At 59.1% G+C, this 15,627-nt stretch carries 15 protein-coding genes and 1 tRNA gene; 5 read left to right on the plus strand and 11 right to left on the minus strand.

What is annotated here, in order from left to right:
- Nucleotides 1–3: 3 nt before the first annotated feature.
- From NK667_RS20230 to NK667_RS20245, 4 genes are read right to left on the minus strand one after another with little or no spacing between them, the layout of a single operon-like run.
- Nucleotides 4–2,100 (minus strand): DUF6311 domain-containing protein, encoded by a 2,097-nt coding sequence (locus NK667_RS20230; protein ID WP_054615860.1) that lies wholly within the window; start codon nucleotides 2,098–2,100, stop codon nucleotides 4–6.
- Nucleotides 2,097–2,483: a GtrA family protein gene (locus NK667_RS20235; protein ID WP_054046688.1), complete on the minus strand. Its 387-nt coding sequence runs from the start codon at nucleotides 2,481–2,483 to the stop codon at nucleotides 2,097–2,099. The genes NK667_RS20230 and NK667_RS20235 overlap by 4 nt, the downstream gene beginning before the upstream one ends.
- A complete protein-coding gene (locus tag NK667_RS20240) occupies nucleotides 2,480–3,190 on the minus strand; it encodes a class I SAM-dependent methyltransferase (protein ID WP_054046690.1) in 711 nt (236 codons plus the stop codon). The genes NK667_RS20235 and NK667_RS20240 overlap by 4 nt, the downstream gene beginning before the upstream one ends.
- Nucleotides 3,191–3,193: 3 nt before the next feature.
- Entirely contained in the window at nucleotides 3,194–4,162 is a 969-nt protein-coding gene (locus NK667_RS20245) for a glycosyltransferase family 2 protein (protein ID WP_054615861.1), read from the minus strand.
- A 277-nt stretch (nucleotides 4,163–4,439) separates the two neighbouring features.
- Between NK667_RS20245 and NK667_RS20250 the strand changes: the two genes are divergently transcribed.
- A complete protein-coding gene (locus NK667_RS20250; RefSeq protein WP_054046694.1) occupies nucleotides 4,440–4,631 on the plus strand; it encodes a YegP family protein in 192 nt (63 codons plus the stop codon).
- 617 nt (nucleotides 4,632–5,248) lie between these two features.
- Nucleotides 5,249–7,402, plus strand: a complete 2,154-nt coding sequence (gene mtlD / locus NK667_RS20255; protein WP_054615862.1) for a bifunctional mannitol-1-phosphate dehydrogenase/phosphatase — start codon at nucleotides 5,249–5,251, stop codon at nucleotides 7,400–7,402.
- A 109-nt stretch (nucleotides 7,403–7,511) separates the two neighbouring features.
- On the opposite strand, the gene NK667_RS20260 is transcribed toward mtlD, so the two are convergent.
- From NK667_RS20260 to dapA, 5 genes are all read right to left on the minus strand, one after another.
- A tRNA-Ser gene (locus NK667_RS20260) sits at nucleotides 7,512–7,601 on the minus strand.
- Nucleotides 7,602–7,685: 84 nt separating this feature from the next.
- Nucleotides 7,686–8,399, minus strand: coding sequence for a phosphoribosylaminoimidazolesuccinocarboxamide synthase (gene purC / locus NK667_RS20265; RefSeq protein WP_008034929.1), 714 nt, complete (start codon nucleotides 8,397–8,399; stop codon nucleotides 7,686–7,688).
- Between the two features lie 28 nt (nucleotides 8,400–8,427).
- Nucleotides 8,428–9,186: an MBL fold metallo-hydrolase gene (locus NK667_RS20270; RefSeq protein ID WP_054046697.1), complete on the minus strand. Its 759-nt coding sequence runs from the start codon at nucleotides 9,184–9,186 to the stop codon at nucleotides 8,428–8,430.
- Nucleotides 9,187–9,192: 6 nt separating this feature from the next.
- On the minus strand, nucleotides 9,193–10,308 hold the full coding sequence (gene bamC / locus NK667_RS20275) for an outer membrane protein assembly factor BamC (RefSeq protein WP_054046699.1): 1,116 nt from the start codon (nucleotides 10,306–10,308) through the stop codon (nucleotides 9,193–9,195).
- Nucleotides 10,309–10,325: 17 nt separating this feature from the next.
- The gene (gene dapA / locus NK667_RS20280; protein WP_054046701.1) at nucleotides 10,326–11,204 is read right to left on the minus strand and encodes a 4-hydroxy-tetrahydrodipicolinate synthase; all 879 of its coding nucleotides are present in this window, start codon (nucleotides 11,202–11,204) and stop codon (nucleotides 10,326–10,328) included.
- A 327-nt stretch (nucleotides 11,205–11,531) separates the two neighbouring features.
- On the opposite strand from dapA, the gene NK667_RS20285 reads away from it, so the two are divergent.
- Both NK667_RS20285 and NK667_RS20290 read left to right on the plus strand, forming a co-directional pair.
- Nucleotides 11,532–12,092, plus strand: coding sequence for a glycine cleavage system transcriptional repressor (locus tag NK667_RS20285; protein WP_054046705.1), 561 nt, complete (start codon nucleotides 11,532–11,534; stop codon nucleotides 12,090–12,092).
- A 10-nt stretch (nucleotides 12,093–12,102) separates the two neighbouring features.
- Complete coding sequence (locus NK667_RS20290) at nucleotides 12,103–12,576, plus strand: peroxiredoxin (RefSeq protein ID WP_054615863.1); 474 nt, start codon at nucleotides 12,103–12,105, stop codon at nucleotides 12,574–12,576.
- Nucleotides 12,577–12,714: 138 nt separating this feature from the next.
- On the opposite strand, the gene NK667_RS20295 is transcribed toward NK667_RS20290, so the two are convergent.
- Together NK667_RS20295 and NK667_RS20300 are read right to left on the minus strand one after the other, a co-directional pair.
- On the minus strand, nucleotides 12,715–13,785 hold the full coding sequence (locus NK667_RS20295) for an AI-2E family transporter (protein ID WP_054046709.1): 1,071 nt from the start codon (nucleotides 13,783–13,785) through the stop codon (nucleotides 12,715–12,717).
- A gap of 31 nt (nucleotides 13,786–13,816) precedes the next feature.
- Nucleotides 13,817–14,056, minus strand: coding sequence for a sulfurtransferase TusA family protein (locus tag NK667_RS20300; RefSeq protein ID WP_054046711.1), 240 nt, complete (start codon nucleotides 14,054–14,056; stop codon nucleotides 13,817–13,819).
- A 98-nt stretch (nucleotides 14,057–14,154) separates the two neighbouring features.
- On the opposite strand from NK667_RS20300, the gene NK667_RS20305 reads away from it, so the two are divergent.
- Nucleotides 14,155–15,588, plus strand: coding sequence for a M48 family metalloprotease (locus tag NK667_RS20305; RefSeq protein ID WP_054615864.1), 1,434 nt, complete (start codon nucleotides 14,155–14,157; stop codon nucleotides 15,586–15,588).
- Nucleotides 15,589–15,627: the final 39 nt, after the last annotated feature.

Here is a 15,627-nt window from a genome sequence, read left to right on the forward strand (position 1 = left end):
GGATCACTGCACCGTCAGCGACTTCATGCCCAGCCCCATGACACGCTGATCCTCCCCAAGCCCCAATTGTTTCGGGCTGATCGCATCGGGCAACTGCACTTGAATCCGCATCAGCCTGTCGCCGGCAATAGCTTCGCGCATAGCCGGGGTTATCGGGATTTCGATGCGATTGCCTTGAACCGTTGTCAGACGCGTCGTCAACGCCTGTACGCCGTTGACGCTGAAAACCATTGTCTGACCGGCGTGCATCGGCAGGACGAAGGCCAGCGCATCAATGACGATGGAGCTTGCCTGTGGCGGAACCCGAAGCTGGATCTCAGCCTGCGCGCCGTCAGACCAGGTGCCCCAGGCTTCCGGAGTTCCCCAGCCCTGAACCAAGTGAAGGGTCGTATGGTTGAACAGTTGCTGCTGCCCGACCTTGATCAGTGGCATTGACTGCATCGCGCGTCCTTCGTCCTCGACCGCGAGGCATCGCGCGCATTGCTTCCAGCCCGGCGCCAGCACCACCATGCCATCGATGCGGGTGAGCAGATCCGTGGCACTGTTCACGGTTTTCACCGCCTCAAGCCTGGCATTTTCATCGAGGATATACAGCGAGTCCGGGTCGTATTGCCCCGTTTGCAGCATGCGCGTGGCTTTTTCTTCAGCCTGTTCCAACGCCGTCGTGCTCATTCGGCCCAGATAAGCAGCGTCGGTTTTCATCCCATGAGTCGCCGCAAAGTCGGCCAGTGGCTGCCAGGTGTCTGGCTGATTCTTGGGCGATAACGAACGAATGTTGGCGTAGTGCAACGCTGCACTTTTCCAGAACGGGTCTTGAAGGGGTGTCGCCCATTCGCTGGCCGGCTCCATCATTCTGCTTTGCCGCAGCCCTGCCCAACCGTTGCGGGTATCGACAACCTGGACACACAGCGCCACCGCCAACAGGCATACCGCCGTGCGTGGCCGGTTGCTGCGCACCACGAGGTAAATGATGGCAAACACAATGACGTAGAACACCGGCCAGAACATCCGGCCCGATGCCCGGAAGATATTCGCCAATTTGACGAACGCCTTGGGCAACGGATAGTGAGCATTGAGCAGGCCGAGGCCGATGTCGTTGGACAGTGCAAACAGCAGCAGGCCAACCAGCGCCAGCATCAGGACCGGCAGGCTGCGCACCGCCCTGCCGAAGTCGGTATTACGGCGCAGCAGCGCGACGGCGGCGAAGATCGCCGCCAACAACGTCCCCGCGCCGAGGAAGTTGAAACCCTCATAGTCGCCGGGACCTTCCGGCAAGTCCGGCACGATCGAGGACCAGCCGCTGGCGTCGATCAGCGACAACACATTCATGCGATACAAGCCAAAGCCACCCGCCACAGTGCCTTTGCCGATACTGAAATAACCGGCCTGCCAGCAACACAGGGCTACCAGCAAAAACAGCACCAGCAGTTCGATCAGTGCGGTACGTCGGGTCAACTGACCTTTGCGGGTTCTCCCCGCCAGATCCGCAATCCAGATCAATGCCACCATCGCCAGCAGATATGCGTGTACCAGCGCCGTCGCCGCCAATAGCGCGCCCCAGGCCAAGCGCCGCCTCTGCACGCCAGGGTGCAGCGTCAGATAAAGTGCCGCCAGAATCAGAAAGTGCCCGGCGAGCGATAAATGCCCGCCCATGCGCAAAAACATCGGCGGCGAAAACAGGAACAGGCCAGCCCCCAGCAACTTCAGCGCGACATTGGGCGTCACCAACCCCACCAGCTTCCAGGCAAACCAGGCTTGCAGGACGAAACACGCCATCAACCAGATACCGAAGTATTGGAATGTCTCGGGCAACCACGCGTTGAACGGTTTGAACAGCAGGGCCAGCAGCGGATTCGAATCAGAAAAAATGATCGAGCTACCCAGTTCCAACCCATAGGACGGGTTAAGTCCGAGCGGAAAAGTCCAAGGCGAGTGTCGGAAAAATACCCAGCCCAGGTAATGAGTCGCCGGATCGCCACTGTCCAGCCAGGCGATGTTTTGCGGGTCCAGGGCCCGCGGCCCGATCACGATGAAAAACGCCAACACGCCCATCAATAAGGGCAACAACTCCAGCGCCCAATGTTTGCCTGAATCCTTCATCGATACGTCCAGAAATTGTGCAATACAAAGGTGAAGGCCGGAATGGTCAATGCCACCGCGCCGATCCCCATCAAGTAATTGAGCCCGGCAATCTGTGCCGCCCAAGCCACGAACATCGCCAGCAGGAAACCTGCACCGGACACCATCATGAAGCGCAACAACGTGCGGCCATGCAGTCGGGCGGAGAAGCTCCAGGTCGTGTTGATCAGGTAAGACACCACCGTCGCCACGGCGAATGCGACGCCATTGGCCAGAGGCGGCAAGGGCATCACGAAATTGATGAACAGAACCGCAACGACCGCGTGAAGCGCCGTGACAAGCAAGCCCGTCACGGCAAACCTCAATGCTCTTTTGATCAATGCGGTTTTTTCGGCTGACGTCACGGCTTCTGCGCCAGCACGAACACCGTCAGGCCGGCCAGGCGGTTTGCCCCCATGAACGGCAGCTCAATGCTGCACAAGGTCTTGAGGATCGAATTCACCACGGGATGATGCTGCTTGAGCTGCGAACGCGGCGGCGACGGTTGTGTACCTTTGGGCAACAGCCGCAGCGTCGCCGCAATCGGGAACACCGCGCCGAAATAGTAGGCCCCCTGCTTCACCGTCAAACCGGCGTCACGGGCTACTGTTTCAAATTGCGCCAGGGTGTAACGGCGTTTGTGTTCCAGGAAGTCATCGTGACCGCTCCAGAGAAACTGGAACGCCGGCACCGTCATCAAAAAGCGGCTGCCGGAAGGGACCTTATCGACGTAGGCCTTGAGCAATCCGACGTCATCATCCACATGCTCCAGTACGTCCATCAGCAGCACCAGATCGGCGTCCACCGAATCGATGCCGCGCCGATAATGCACCGGTTTTCCAGAGGTGCTGGCGTCCGAGTCGATGTCGTAACTGATGTCGACACACCAGGCTTCGTTCGCGGCGGTGTGGGTCAGCAGGTGATGGGTAAAAAACCCGGAACCGGCACCGACGTCGAGAATCTTTTTGATCGGCGTATCGCCCAGCAGACGCTTGGTCGCCGCGGCTTTCGACGAGTAATACCAATGCTGGTCAATGCTTGAACCGAGGATGTCGGTTTCCTTGAGATCCATGGTTCAGTCCTTGGGGTTATAGACACGCCGCACCAGATAAACCGGCCGGCGTTTAGATTCGATGTAGGTGCGGCCCAGGTATTCGCCGAGCACCCCGATGCCGATCAGTTGCAGGCCACCCAGAAAAGTCACGGCGACCATCAGCGAGGCATAACCCGGCAAATCGATCCCGGAAATCAACGTGCGCAAAATAATGAAAATGGCGAAGGAGAAAGACACCACGGACACGAACAGCCCCAGATACGTCCAGACCTTGAGCGGGTCGGTACTGAAACTGGTGATGCCTTCCAGCGCGAAATTCCACAGGCGCCAACCATTGAATTTGGTCTCACCCGCCACCCGTTCCGGACGCTCGTAATCGACGCGCGTGGTGCGAAATCCGACCCAGGCAAACAGACCTTTCATGAAACGCCGGGACTCAGGCAACGACTCCAGCGCCTCGACCACACAGCGATCCATCAACCGGAAATCACCGACATCCTTGGGCAGCGGTTGATCCGAGATTCTGTTGTGCAGGCGGTAGAACCAGTTGGCCGAGGTTTTCTTGGCCCAGGAGTCGGACTTGCGACTCACACGATGGCCCAGCACCACTTCATAGCCTTGTCGCCACAGAGCAATCATCTGCAGGATGACTTCCGGCGGATCCTGCAAATCGGCGTCAATCGGCACTACCACTTGGCCGGTGGTGGCCTGCAAGCCAGCGGTCAATGCCGCTTCCTTGCCGAAGTTGCGGCTCAGGTCGATGACCCGGATACGCGGATCAGACTGCTGGCGCTCCAGAAGCAAATCCAGCGTTGCGTCGGTGCTGCCGTCATTGACGAACACCATCTCCAACCCCACCAGCGCCTCAGCCTTGAAGACGTCAGTAATCCGCGCGATGAACATATCAATGGTCGCCGCTTCATTGAATACCGGGATGACGAGCGAAAGCTCCACATGCCCGGCCAGTTGCGTTCCTTGCTGATGAGTCAATTGATTGCTCTTTTTTATAGTGTTTTTTCAACAATCTTCGGTCGCCGAGGTATTTCCGGCGCCATGAGCTGCCCCGTATTAAGCAGGAGCAAGAGAGGTGATGCAAGGGCGAAACTGCGGCGGTTTTGGCCATTCTTCCGAGGCGCGGTCAACTGTAGGAAAAGCCCTCAAATCATTGGAAACAAATGCCCGATGGCCAAAAAAACCAGCTCCGCTAGGCTTGCTGACATGCGGCACACAGGTTGTCGAAATTAACCAATCGCATGGAGCGAGCTGAATGTATTTTGAGATTTACAGGCAATCGAAAGGCACCCCGAGTACTGGAAAAGGGCAATGGCGCTGGCGGCTACGGGCGGGGAATCATGAGACGGTTGCGAGCGGGGAATCGTACGTGAACAAGTCGGATTGTTTGCATGTGATTGAGTTGATCAAAGGGGTGCATGGGGAGACTCCGGTCAAGGAAATTTAAGGGCGCGGTGCCCCCCCACTCCCTCAAAATGAAAAGCCTTGCGACGTAATGGCGGCGAGGCTTTTCGATACTTTGCGCGCATCCAGCGGCCGCCCCCAGCCTTGATCCAGACGCTTCCCATGCTGTATACCTAAAAAGACCTGTCGTCACACCGAAGGAAATAACACCGCCTTATGCATGGAATCACACGTATCGATCGCCTTGTCGGCCCACTCTCCGCAGCCCTGATTGCGCACTGTGGGCCTAACGTCAAACGCTGCGCTGGCGCAGCCACAGGGCTTGTTTCCCGTCTCGTTGCACTCCTCGCTCTACACCGCTTGCGACCTCGTTTGTCGGACTGGTGCGCCCATCGGCGCCATTGCTCAGTCCCTCCGCCCTCTAGTTTCTGATCGTTAGCCACTGAACCGGCGCATCTATCTCCCGTTTTTTCGCGGGGCTCGTGCTCGGCTGGCTTTTCTATCTGACCTCATCACGTCCTGAGCGAGACAGCGCCCGGTCGGCCTTTGCGCCTTGAACCGTGCCCGTCAGCTCCAGGCCGCCGCATTTTTTGCCGGCGCGGCGCCCCTATTCAGGCGGCTTTGCGTTGAGCCTCTTCACGGTACAAGGAGTATCAATCGATGATTTATTTCCAGGGAAAAAGAATTCTCAGCGCCATCTTCGACATGGATGGCACCATGTTTGACACCGAACGCCTGCGTTTCAAAACCCTCAAGCAGGCGTCCAGCGAGATTTTCGGCAAGCCGTTGAGCGAGGAAACCCTGATCGGCTCGCTCGGCCTGAGCGCCAAGAAGGCCGAGGCGCTGGCCAAGGCCCACAACGGTGACGACTTCCCCTACGCCGAGATCCGCCAGCGCGCCGATGAGCTTGAGCTGGCGTATGTGCGCAATGAAGGCGTGCCGATCAAGCCAGGTTTGCTGGAAGTGCTGGAGCGCTTGCGCAAGTACGGCCTGACCATGGCGGTCGCGACTTCAAGCCGTCGAGCGATTGCCGAGGAGTACTTGATCAATGCCAATGTGCTCAAGTATTTCGACATTACCGTGTGTGGCGACGAAGTCACCCAGGGCAAGCCCCATCCCGAGATCTTCCTGCGGGCGGCCAGCGCACTCAATTGTGAGCCGGGCCACTGTTTCATGGTCGAGGATTCGGAGAACGGCCTGCTCTCGGCAATCCGCGCCGAGGGGCAGCCGATCCTGATCGAGGACATCAAGCCACCCGCGCCCGAGGTCAAGGCCGGCGCACTCAAGGCTTACGGCAACATGCAGGAATTTCTCGGCGACCTGACCGAATGCATGCCCGACCTCGGCACGCCCGAGCTGACCGAAACCTTTCCCCAGGCACTCAACCAGTTTCGTGTAGGCATCCACGGCTTCGGTGCGATGGGTGGCGGTTACCTGACGCAGATTTTCTCCCACTGGGACGGCTACACCCGGCCCTGTGAAATCATCGGCGCCACCCGCTCGCGCATGCTGCGTGAAACGGTCGAGGCCTTCGGCCGATTCAGCGTGCGCTACAGCGCGACGTCCTTCGACCAGACCATCGAAAACCTGCGGATGATCGACATGGACGACGCCGAAGCGGTGATCGATATGTACGACGTCGCGGAAATTGTCGGCCTGAGCCTGCCCGAACCGGCCATCCGCAAACAGGCTGATGTGATCGCCAAGGGCTTGATCCGCCGCTTCGAACGCCGCAAGCGCGAGCTGACCATCCTGATCGTGCTGAACAAGGTCGGTGGCGCCGCCTTCGTGCGTCGCCATGTCGAAACGCAGTTGCTGCTCCTGGTGTCACCCGAGATCTGCCAGCAGATCCTCGACAAGACTCACTTTGCTGAAACGGTGGTCAGTCGCATTGTCTCGAAGATTTCCAACGAGGCACTGCTTCGGCAATTGCGGATCAAATCGAAGATTTTCCAGAACAGCCTGAGCGATGAACCGACCACTCACTCACCATCGACGGCCGTCAAAGCCCCCGAATACGAACGGCTGATCGGCCGCTTTCGACCCTTCGCCCAGTCCAGCAACGCCCTCAGCCAGATGCACCTGATCCTGTTCAACAGCGAACCGGACATGCCTCTTTACGTCGAGCGCGGTAGCAACTTGCTCGAGCGACTGCGCCAGGTGAAAACCGTGGACGACATCACTCAGACCCAGGTCATCAAGAACCTCCTGTGGAACGGCCCACACGCGATCATCGCCTGGTACGCCAGCCTGCTGGGTTATTCGTGGCTGGGCCAAGGCATGGGCGACCCTCGCGTCAGCGCCCTGGCCGACCGCCTGATCCGCCAGGAAGTCGGCCCGGCCCTGATCGCCGAAACCCCGCACATGAGCGAAGCCGTCGCCGGCTTCGCCAAGACCTTTCTTGAACGCTGCAACACATCCTTCAAAGACCCCTGCGCCCGCGTCGGCCGCGACCCGCTACGCAAACTGCAACGCAACGAACGCATCCTGCGCAGCATCGACCTAGCCAAGAAACACGGGATTGATTCAACCGGCCTGGAGTTCGGCACGGCGTTAGCCCTGCACTACGCCCTGCGTTCAACGGACGCCAAGGATCAGGAAAGTCAGTTGATGCGCACGCTCTATGAAGAGAACGGGAGTGTCGAGGCGATGTTGACGTATACGGGGAGTTACAACGGCAAGCCGTATCCGGGACTGGACCCGGTCAGGGATGCGGGGTTGGTTGAGGGGATTGGTGGGCATTTTGAACGGCTGGTGAAGCCGGATGCTGGGCATTGGGGGTGGCCGGTACCAGAAAAACTGGCAGCGGTTTAGTCGTAGCGATGTGCTTCGTCCTGATATTGGTGAAAATCAATTTCAGGACGAATCACCAGAAACGAAAAAGCCCCGTAGCTTATTCAGCTACGGGGCTTTTTCTATGTAATGGCGGAGAGATAGGGATTCGAACCCTAGGTACCGGTGAAGGTACAACGGATTTCGAATCCGTCCCATTCGGCCACTCTGGCATCTCTCCAACGGCGCGCATCATAACAACACTTTTGCCGGAAGCGAACCCCCTTAAGCAAATTTTTTCCGTGCTATCAGATGCTTGCGTCGGTTAAAGCGGTACGCCCAGACGATTGGCGACTTCTTCGTAGGCTTCGATGACGTCACCCAGGCCCTGGCGGAAGCGATCCTTGTCCATTTTCTTGCCGGTGGCCTTGTCCCACAGGCGGCAGCCGTCCGGGCTGAATTCGTCACCCAGGACGATGGAGCCGTCGGAGAACACGCCGAATTCGAGTTTGAAGTCGACCAGCAGCAGGCCGGCGTCGTCGAACAGTTTGCTCAGGACTTCGTTGACCTTGAGCGACAGTTCTTTCATGCGAACCAGTTGCTCGGCGGTACCCCAACCGAACGCCACGACGTGGGATTCGTTGATGAACGGGTCGCCCTTGGCGTCGTCCTTCAGGAACAGTTCGAAGGTGTAAGGGTTGAGCTTCATGCCTTCTTCGACGCCCAGGCGCTTGACCAGGCTGCCGGCAGCGTAGTTACGCACGACGCACTCGACCGGGATCATGTCGAGTTTTTTCACCAGGCATTCGTTGTCGCCCAGCAGTTTGTCGAATTGGGTCGGCACGCCGGCGGCTTCGAGTTTCTGCATGATGAAGGCGTTGAACTTGTTGTTCACCATGCCTTTGCGGTCGAGCTGCTCGATGCGCTTGCCGTCGAACGCCGAGGTGTCGTTGCGAAACAGCAGGATCAAGCGGTCAGCGTCGTCGGTCTTGAAAACCGATTTGGCTTTGCCGCGGTAGAGTTCTTCACGTTTTTCCATGATGGGCTCCGCTTGCTAAGTAGGTGGGCTAGGCGATGTGTCGCCAGTCGAGCCCTGAATCTTGATCGGCCAGTTGCAGCCAGTCCGGGTCGCACCCGAGGGTGTCGACAAAACATTGCCGGGCCAGCTGCGGCAGGTTGTTCTTGCTGCTCAGATGGGCCAGGACCAGGTGTTGCAGGCCTTGCCAGCCCAACTCAGACACCAGGAATGCCGCCTGGTGGTTGTTCAAATGTCCCAGTTCACCGCCCACCCGCTGCTTCAGGAAGTAGGGGTAGTGACCGCGAGCCAGCATGTCACGGCAATGGTTGGACTCGATCATCAACGCATCGAGATCCCGATAGCCGTCCAGCACCTTGTTGCAATACGAGCCCAGGTCGGTCAACAGGCCGAAGCGCCGCTCACCGTCATTGAAAACGTACTGGGTCGGTTCCTGCGCATCGTGGGCCACGGCAATGACTTCGATGTTCAGGGCGCCGACTTGCAATTGCTCGCCACCGGCCAGGAAGCCCGCGGGTTCGATCGGTTTGCGCATCCCGCGCAGGGTCCCGCGACTGAGGTAGACAGGCAGATTGTAGCGCCGAGACAGCAAACCCACGCCATGCACGTGGTCGGCATGTTCGTGGGTCACGAGTATCGCGCTCAGCTGCGCCGGGTTTACCCCAAGGCGCAACAGGCGTTTTTCGGTTTCCCGCAGGGAGAAACCACAATCCACCAGCACATACGTATCAGCGCTGGCTATCAGCGTGCCGTTCCCTTGGCTACCGCTGCCGAGAACGGCAAAACGCATGTGATATCAGCCCAGGTTGTCCTGAATCACGCTCAACACTTTGCGGGCCACTTCAGCTGGCGCAACGGTATTGATGTTTTTCTCGACGGTGACCTGGACGTTCTCGCCAACCTTGCTCAGGCGAACCTGATAACGCTCGGCACGGGCTTCAACCTCTTCCTTGTTCGGCTTGCTGCCGAACAGGCTGCTGAAGAAACCAGGCTTCTCGTCTTTCTTCTCGGCTTTTTCAGCCAGGTTGATGTAGTACAGGCCCAGGCTGCGGTTGATGTCTTCAACGCGCCATTCGCCTTGTTCCAGTGCGCGACCGACGCTCGACCAGGCGCGATCCAGGTCAGGACCGACGTTCAGGACCGGGTTGCCGCTGCCGTCTTCGCTCAGGCTGACGCGATTTGGCGTATCGAAATCACGCGAAGCCAGCATGGAGACCGAACCGCCCTTCTCTGCCGTGCGGCTCATGCTCGCGAGCAGGTCGTCCACCAGTGCCGCGTCCAGGCCAGTGTTGACCGAACGGTTGGTGAAATCGACGTCGGCGGTGCTGCCCGAAGGACGCTGGGCGCTGACCACGTAGATTTCACTGGTGTTGCGCTGCACGCCTGGCTCGATGCGGACCCGCACGCGGGTTTCGCTGTCGGCGCTGATGCCGGCCGCGCTCAGGCGCTTGGCCATGGCTGCGGACAGTTCGTCGGAATGCTGCCAGGTCGTGGTGAATTCGCCGGTTTGCGGGCGTTGCTCATCCAAACGGAAACCGTTGTCCTGGAAGAACTGTACCGCCACTGGCCAGACTTCGGCCGGTGGGTGCTGGCCCATGACCCAGCTCGAATCACCGCTTTTTTGCAGGGTGTAATCGCTGGCGTCAGCAATGGCCGACAGCGGCTGCGGACGCGGCACGATGTACTCGCCCTTCGCGGTGTCATCGGCCACGTTACGCGGAATCGGCAACAGCGGATCCAGACGTTTGGCGGTGCTGACGTTCGGTGGCAGTTGCATCGGTGCAGTCTGTTGCGCTTCCAGGTAATCGCTACCACGGTCACGGAAGTAACCTTCCGGGCCCCAGACCCATCCGCAGCCACTGGTGCTGGAGATAATCAAGGCAAGTGCGGAAAGTCCGGCCATTCGCTTCATGCGTTGTACTTCCTCAATTAAACCAGGACGCCGGACTGGCGCATGGCCTGCCGCAGCGGTTCGTGACAGGCAGCGCTGAGCCAGGTGAGCGGCAGACGGATACCGTCCGGCATCAAGCCCATTTCATGCAGTGCCCATTTCACGGGAATAGGGTTGGATTCGATGAACAGTGTCTTGTTCAGCGGCATCAGTTTTTCGTGGAGGGCGCGAGCGGTCACGGCGTCGCCTTTAAGCGCGGCGTTGCACAGGTCGGCCATGTCACGCGGGGCGACGTTGGCGGTTACCGAGATGTTGCCTTTACCGCCCAGCAGGATCAGTTCAACGGCGGTGGCGTCGTCACCGGAGATCACCAGGAAGTCTTTGCTGACACCGTCGATGATTGCCTTGGCACGGCCCAGGTCGCCGGTAGCTTCCTTGATGCCGATGATATTTTTTACGGTCGACAGGCGGATAACGGTGTCGGCCAGCATGTCGCACGCGGTGCGGCCAGGCACGTTATAAAGGATCTGCGGGATATCGACGGCTTCGGCGATGGCCTTGAAGTGCTGGTACAAGCCTTCCTGAGTCGGCTTGTTGTAATAAGGTGTGACCAGCAGGCAGGCGTCGGCGCCGGCGCTCTTGGCGTTGGTGGTCAGCTCGATGGCTTCGCGCGTCGAGTTCGCACCGGTACCGGCGATAACCGGGATGCGCCCTGCAACCTGCTTGACCACGTAGCGAATCACTTCGATGTGCTCGTTCACGTCTAGCGTGGCCGATTCACCTGTCGTGCCGACCGCCACGATGGCGTGGGTGCCGTTTTGCAGGTGAAAGTCCACCAGTTTGCTCAGGCTGTCCCAGTCAAGACGACCTTGTGCATCCATAGGTGTGACCAGTGCCACCATACTGCCCGCAATCATGCAACCGCTCCTGCCGGAAAAAGAGAGCCGTAATGGTACTGGCGCCAAGATGCTTGTACAAGCGAAGTACTGCGCTGCTGCCATTCCCCTTGGCGCTGCTTTTCGCTACCCTTCAGACTTTGATCGGTACTGATAAGCTCGTACGCCGGGTTCCAGCCTCCATTTTCGGCATCACAAGCCCCGATCCAGCGTTGCCACCCCTCGCTCCCGCCACTCTGGAGCACGTTGCAACCTTCGGCTCGGGTTTTTTGAATTCGTCTGCGCAGGGTCGCCCCCGGTAAAAAAGCCCGTAGAAGTATCGACCGCTCATCGCTTTAGGAATGCTGCATGTCCACCCCCACAGTTCGCGAACAATTCCTTGTCATCAGTGCCCTCGGCGCCAACCCCATGGAGCTGACTAACGTCCTGTGCCGCGCCAGCCATGAAAACCGCTGCGCCGTGGTCACCTCTCGCCTGACCCGTCATGGCGAGTGCAGTGCCCTGATCCTCGAGATCTCCGGCAGCTGGGACGCCCTGGCCCGCCTGGAAGGCAGCCTGCCGATCCTCGCCAAGAAACACGCTTTCACGGTCAATGTGGTGCGTAGCGCGGCCCTGGAGAATCGTCCCCAGGCCCTGCCGTACGTCGCCTATGTCAGCTCGGCCTATCGCTCGGACATCATCAACGAGCTGTGCCAGTTCTTCATGGACCACAACGTCGAGCTGGAAAACCTGACCTGCGACACGTATCAGGCACCTCAGACCGGCGGCACCATGCTCAACGCCACGTTTACCGTGACGCTGCCGGCCGGCGTGCAAATCAGCTGGCTGCGCGATCAGTTCCTGGATTTCGCCGACGCGCTGAACCTGGACGCCCTGATCGAACCGTGGCGCCCACAAAACCCAATGTAAGGAAGCTTTCATGGCCGTTGCTATCGACCAACCGGTTACCGACTTCGAAGCACCCGCCACCAGCGGGCAGACCGTCAGCCTCGCGAGCCTCAAGGGCAAGCAAGTGGTGATTTACTTCTATCCGAAGGACAGCACGCCGGGCTGCACGACCCAGGGCCAGGGCTTTCGCGATCAACTGGAGGCTTTCAAAACCGCCAACACCGAAGTCTTCGGCGTGTCCCGCGACAGCCTGAAATCCCACGAGAACTTCAAAGCCAAGCAGGCATTCACCTTCGAGCTGATCAGCGACAAGGAAGAAGCGCTCTGCCAGCTGTTCGATGTGATCAAGCTGAAAAAGCTCTACGGCAAGGAATACATGGGCGTTGATCGCAGCACTTTCCTGATCGACAAGAACGGTGTGTTGCGTCAGGAATGGCGTGGCGTGAAGGTGCCGGGGCATGTGGATGCGGTTTTGGCTGCGGCTCAGGCGCTGAACAAGGCCTGATTTTTTGGGGCGTCTATTCGGACGTCTTCGCGAGCAAGCCCGCTCCCACATTGGATCTGTGGCGAACACAGAATTAATGTGGGAGCGGGCTTGCTCGCGAAGAGGGCCTTGAATTCACTTAAAAACCAGAGCTGACAGTTAAAGCAACGGCGCCACCACCGGCTCCTTGCGCGGCCACGCATCCAGCACGGCCTTGAACAGCGTAGCCAGGGGAATCGCAAAGAACACTCCCCAAAAGCCCCACAACCCGCCAAACAACAGCACTGCGCAGATGATCGCCACCGGGTGCAGGTTGACTGCTTCCGAGAACAGCAGCGGCACCAGCACGTTGCCGTCCAGGGTCTGGATGATCCCGTAGACCGCCATCAGGTAGATGAACTGATCACTCCAGCCCCACTGGAACAACGCGATCAACATCACCGGCACGGTCACCACCACGGCGCCGACATAAGGCACCACCACCGACACGCCCACCAGCAACGCCAGCAGTGCCGCGTAGTTGAGCCCCAGCACGACGAAACCGATGTACGTCACACCACCGCAGATGAAAATCTCGATGACCTTGCCGCGAATGTAGTTGGCGATCTGCCGGTTCATTTCATGCGCGACACGGGTAATCAGCGCCCGCTCACGCGGCAAGTAGCCGCGAACCCACTGCCCGATCATTTCCCGGTCTTTCAGGAAGAAGAACACCAGGATCGGCACCAGCACCAGGTAGATCATGATGTTGACCAGCAGCGGCAGGCTCGACAACGAAAAGGTCAGCGCCCACTGACCGAACTTGCCGATCTCGCCCCGGGCCACTTCGATGGCTTGCAGCACCTGCTCGTCGGACACCAGATGCGGGTAGCGCTCAGGCAGCAGCAACAGCAGCGACTGCCACTTGGCGAGCATGCCGGGCAACTCGTTGAACAATGTGATCAGTTGATGCCAGAGCAACGGCACCACGACCACGATGAACACCAGCAACACCCCCATGAACAACGCGAACACCAGCCCCACGGCCACGCCACCGGGCACACGCAAGCGTTCGAGGGTGACAACCAGCCCCTGCATCAGATACGCCAGCACCATCCCCGCCAGAACCGGCGCGAGCATGCCGCCCAAGGTGAGCACGGCGGCAAACCCCAGAAACAGCAGCACCGCCAACACCACGGCTTCTTCATCGGAGAAGTAGCGCTGAATCCAGTCGCGTAACACTTTGAACATCAATAATCCTTAGTAACGAACGCAGCAGGTTTCAGGCTTTTTTCAACCAATAGCGGTAAACGCCTGACTCGTCTTCTTCAAGCAGCAGCGTATGACCGGCCAATCGGGCAAAGGTGCGGAAGTCGCGCTGGGAACCGGCGTCCGTGGCGATTACCTTGAGTACCGCGCCGCTGGCCATCCGGTTGAGCTCCAGCTTGGCCTTGAGCAATGGCAACGGACAATTCAGGCCACTGGCGTCCAGTTCAACGTCATGGGCTACAGCATCGGTCATTGCATCACTCCGGATCAGGTGGTTGAGCGGCCTAGAATATCTGGTCCCAAGCCCACTGTCCGGCTACAGTAAGGTCTTTGTCGACTAAGGCTTTGTGCATGACTTTTTTGCGCCCCACCCTGCTGACGCTCGCTTGCCTGCTCGCCTCACCAGGCTTCGCCGACGACCTGCCGTCACTCGGTGATGCCAGTTCTGCCATTGTCTCGCCACAACAGGAATACCAGTTGGGCCGCGCGTGGCTGGCGATGTTGCGCAGCCAGGTCCAGCAGTTGAGCGACCCGCAGCTCAAGGATTACGTCGAATCCAGCGTCTACAAGCTGGTGGAGACCAGCCAGGTCAGTGACCGACGCCTGGAATTCATCCTGATCAACAGCCCGGAGCTGAACGCCTTTGCCGCGCCAGGCGGGATTGTCGGGGTCAACGGCGGCTTGTTCCTCAATGCGCAGACCGAGGGCGAATACGCGTCGGTACTCGCCCACGAATTGGCTCACTTGTCGCAACGCCACTTCGCCCGCGGCGTTGAAGCCTCGCAACGCATGCAGGTGCCGATGATGGCCGCCCTCCTCGCCGGGATCGTGATTGCCGCTGCTGGCGCCGGTGATGCCGGGATCGCCACCATTGCCGGTACACAAGCGGCAGCGATCCAGGAACAACGGCGCTTCTCGCGCCAGAATGAGCAGGAAGCCGACCGGATCGGCATCATCAATCTGGAAAAGGCTGGTTACGATCCGCGCTCGATGCCGAATATGTTCGAACGTCTGATGCGCCAGTACCGCTACGACGCCAAGCCGCCGGAATTCCTGCTGACTCACCCGGTAACCGAATCGCGGATCGCCGATACCCGCAACCGTGCCGAGCAAGCCAAACAGGGTGGCATCGAAGACAGCATGCGTTACCAGCTGATTCGCGCACGGGTGCAGCTGATTTATGAAGAAACCCCAGGCCTGGGCGCCAAACGCTTCCGCGCCCAACTCGATGAAAACCCGAAAAACGATGTCGCCCGATATGGCCTGGCCATTGCCCAGATCAAGGGTGGCCAGCTGAATGAAGCGCGGGAGAATCTCAAGCTTCTGCTGACCACGGCACCAAACGAAATCATCTACAACCTGGCCCAGGTTGATCTGGACATCACCAACAATCGGCTGCCGGACGCCCAGACTCGGGTCGACCGATTGCTAACCCAGTTTCCGGGCAACTATCCGTTGAACCAGGTACGGGTTGATCTGTTGCTGAAACAGAACCGCACTGCCGATGCGGAAAAAGCCTTGGAGAACTTGCTCAAGTCCCGTCCTGACGATCCGGACGTCTGGTACATGGTGGCGGAAACTCGCGGGCTGTCGGGCAACATCATCGGCCTGCATCAGGCGCGCGCCGAATACTTCGCGCTGGTCGGCGACTACCGCCAGGCCATTCAGCAGCTGGACTTCGCCAAGCGCAAGGCCGGCGGCAACTTCCCCTTGTCATCGCGGATCGATGCACGACAACGGGAGCTGATGGAGCAGGAACGGATGATCAAGGACATGATGGGCTGATGCTTGTTTAATAAAATCCGGACACAAAAAAACCGCCTC

The organism is Pseudomonas nunensis (assembly GCF_024296925.1).
GTDB classification, from domain to species: domain Bacteria; phylum Pseudomonadota; class Gammaproteobacteria; order Pseudomonadales; family Pseudomonadaceae; genus Aquipseudomonas; species Aquipseudomonas nunensis.

Excerpts from the sequence above, each read along its gene's own strand:
- NK667_RS20230 (WP_054615860.1), bottom strand. The coding sequence starts at position 2,100 with ATGAAGGATTCAGGCAAACATTGGGCGCTGGAGTTGTTGCCCTTATTG.
- NK667_RS20240 (WP_054046690.1), bottom strand. The coding sequence starts at position 3,190 with ATGGATCTCAAGGAAACCGACATCCTCGGTTCAAGCATTGACCAGCAT.
- NK667_RS20250 (WP_054046694.1), top strand. The coding sequence starts at position 4,440 with ATGTATTTTGAGATTTACAGGCAATCGAAAGGCACCCCGAGTACTGGA.
- mtlD (WP_054615862.1), top strand. The coding sequence starts at position 5,249 with ATGATTTATTTCCAGGGAAAAAGAATTCTCAGCGCCATCTTCGACATG.
- purC (WP_008034929.1), bottom strand. The coding sequence starts at position 8,399 with ATGGAAAAACGTGAAGAACTCTACCGCGGCAAAGCCAAATCGGTTTTC.
- NK667_RS20270 (WP_054046697.1), bottom strand. The coding sequence starts at position 9,186 with ATGCGTTTTGCCGTTCTCGGCAGCGGTAGCCAAGGGAACGGCACGCTG.
- bamC (WP_054046699.1), bottom strand. The coding sequence starts at position 10,308 with ATGAAGCGAATGGCCGGACTTTCCGCACTTGCCTTGATTATCTCCAGC.
- dapA (WP_054046701.1), bottom strand. The coding sequence starts at position 11,204 with ATGATTGCGGGCAGTATGGTGGCACTGGTCACACCTATGGATGCACAA.
- NK667_RS20285 (WP_054046705.1), top strand. The coding sequence starts at position 11,532 with ATGTCCACCCCCACAGTTCGCGAACAATTCCTTGTCATCAGTGCCCTC.
- NK667_RS20290 (WP_054615863.1), top strand. The coding sequence starts at position 12,103 with ATGGCCGTTGCTATCGACCAACCGGTTACCGACTTCGAAGCACCCGCC.
- NK667_RS20295 (WP_054046709.1), bottom strand. The coding sequence starts at position 13,785 with ATGTTCAAAGTGTTACGCGACTGGATTCAGCGCTACTTCTCCGATGAA.
- NK667_RS20300 (WP_054046711.1), bottom strand. The coding sequence starts at position 14,056 with ATGACCGATGCTGTAGCCCATGACGTTGAACTGGACGCCAGTGGCCTG.
- NK667_RS20305 (WP_054615864.1), top strand. The coding sequence starts at position 14,155 with ATGACTTTTTTGCGCCCCACCCTGCTGACGCTCGCTTGCCTGCTCGCC.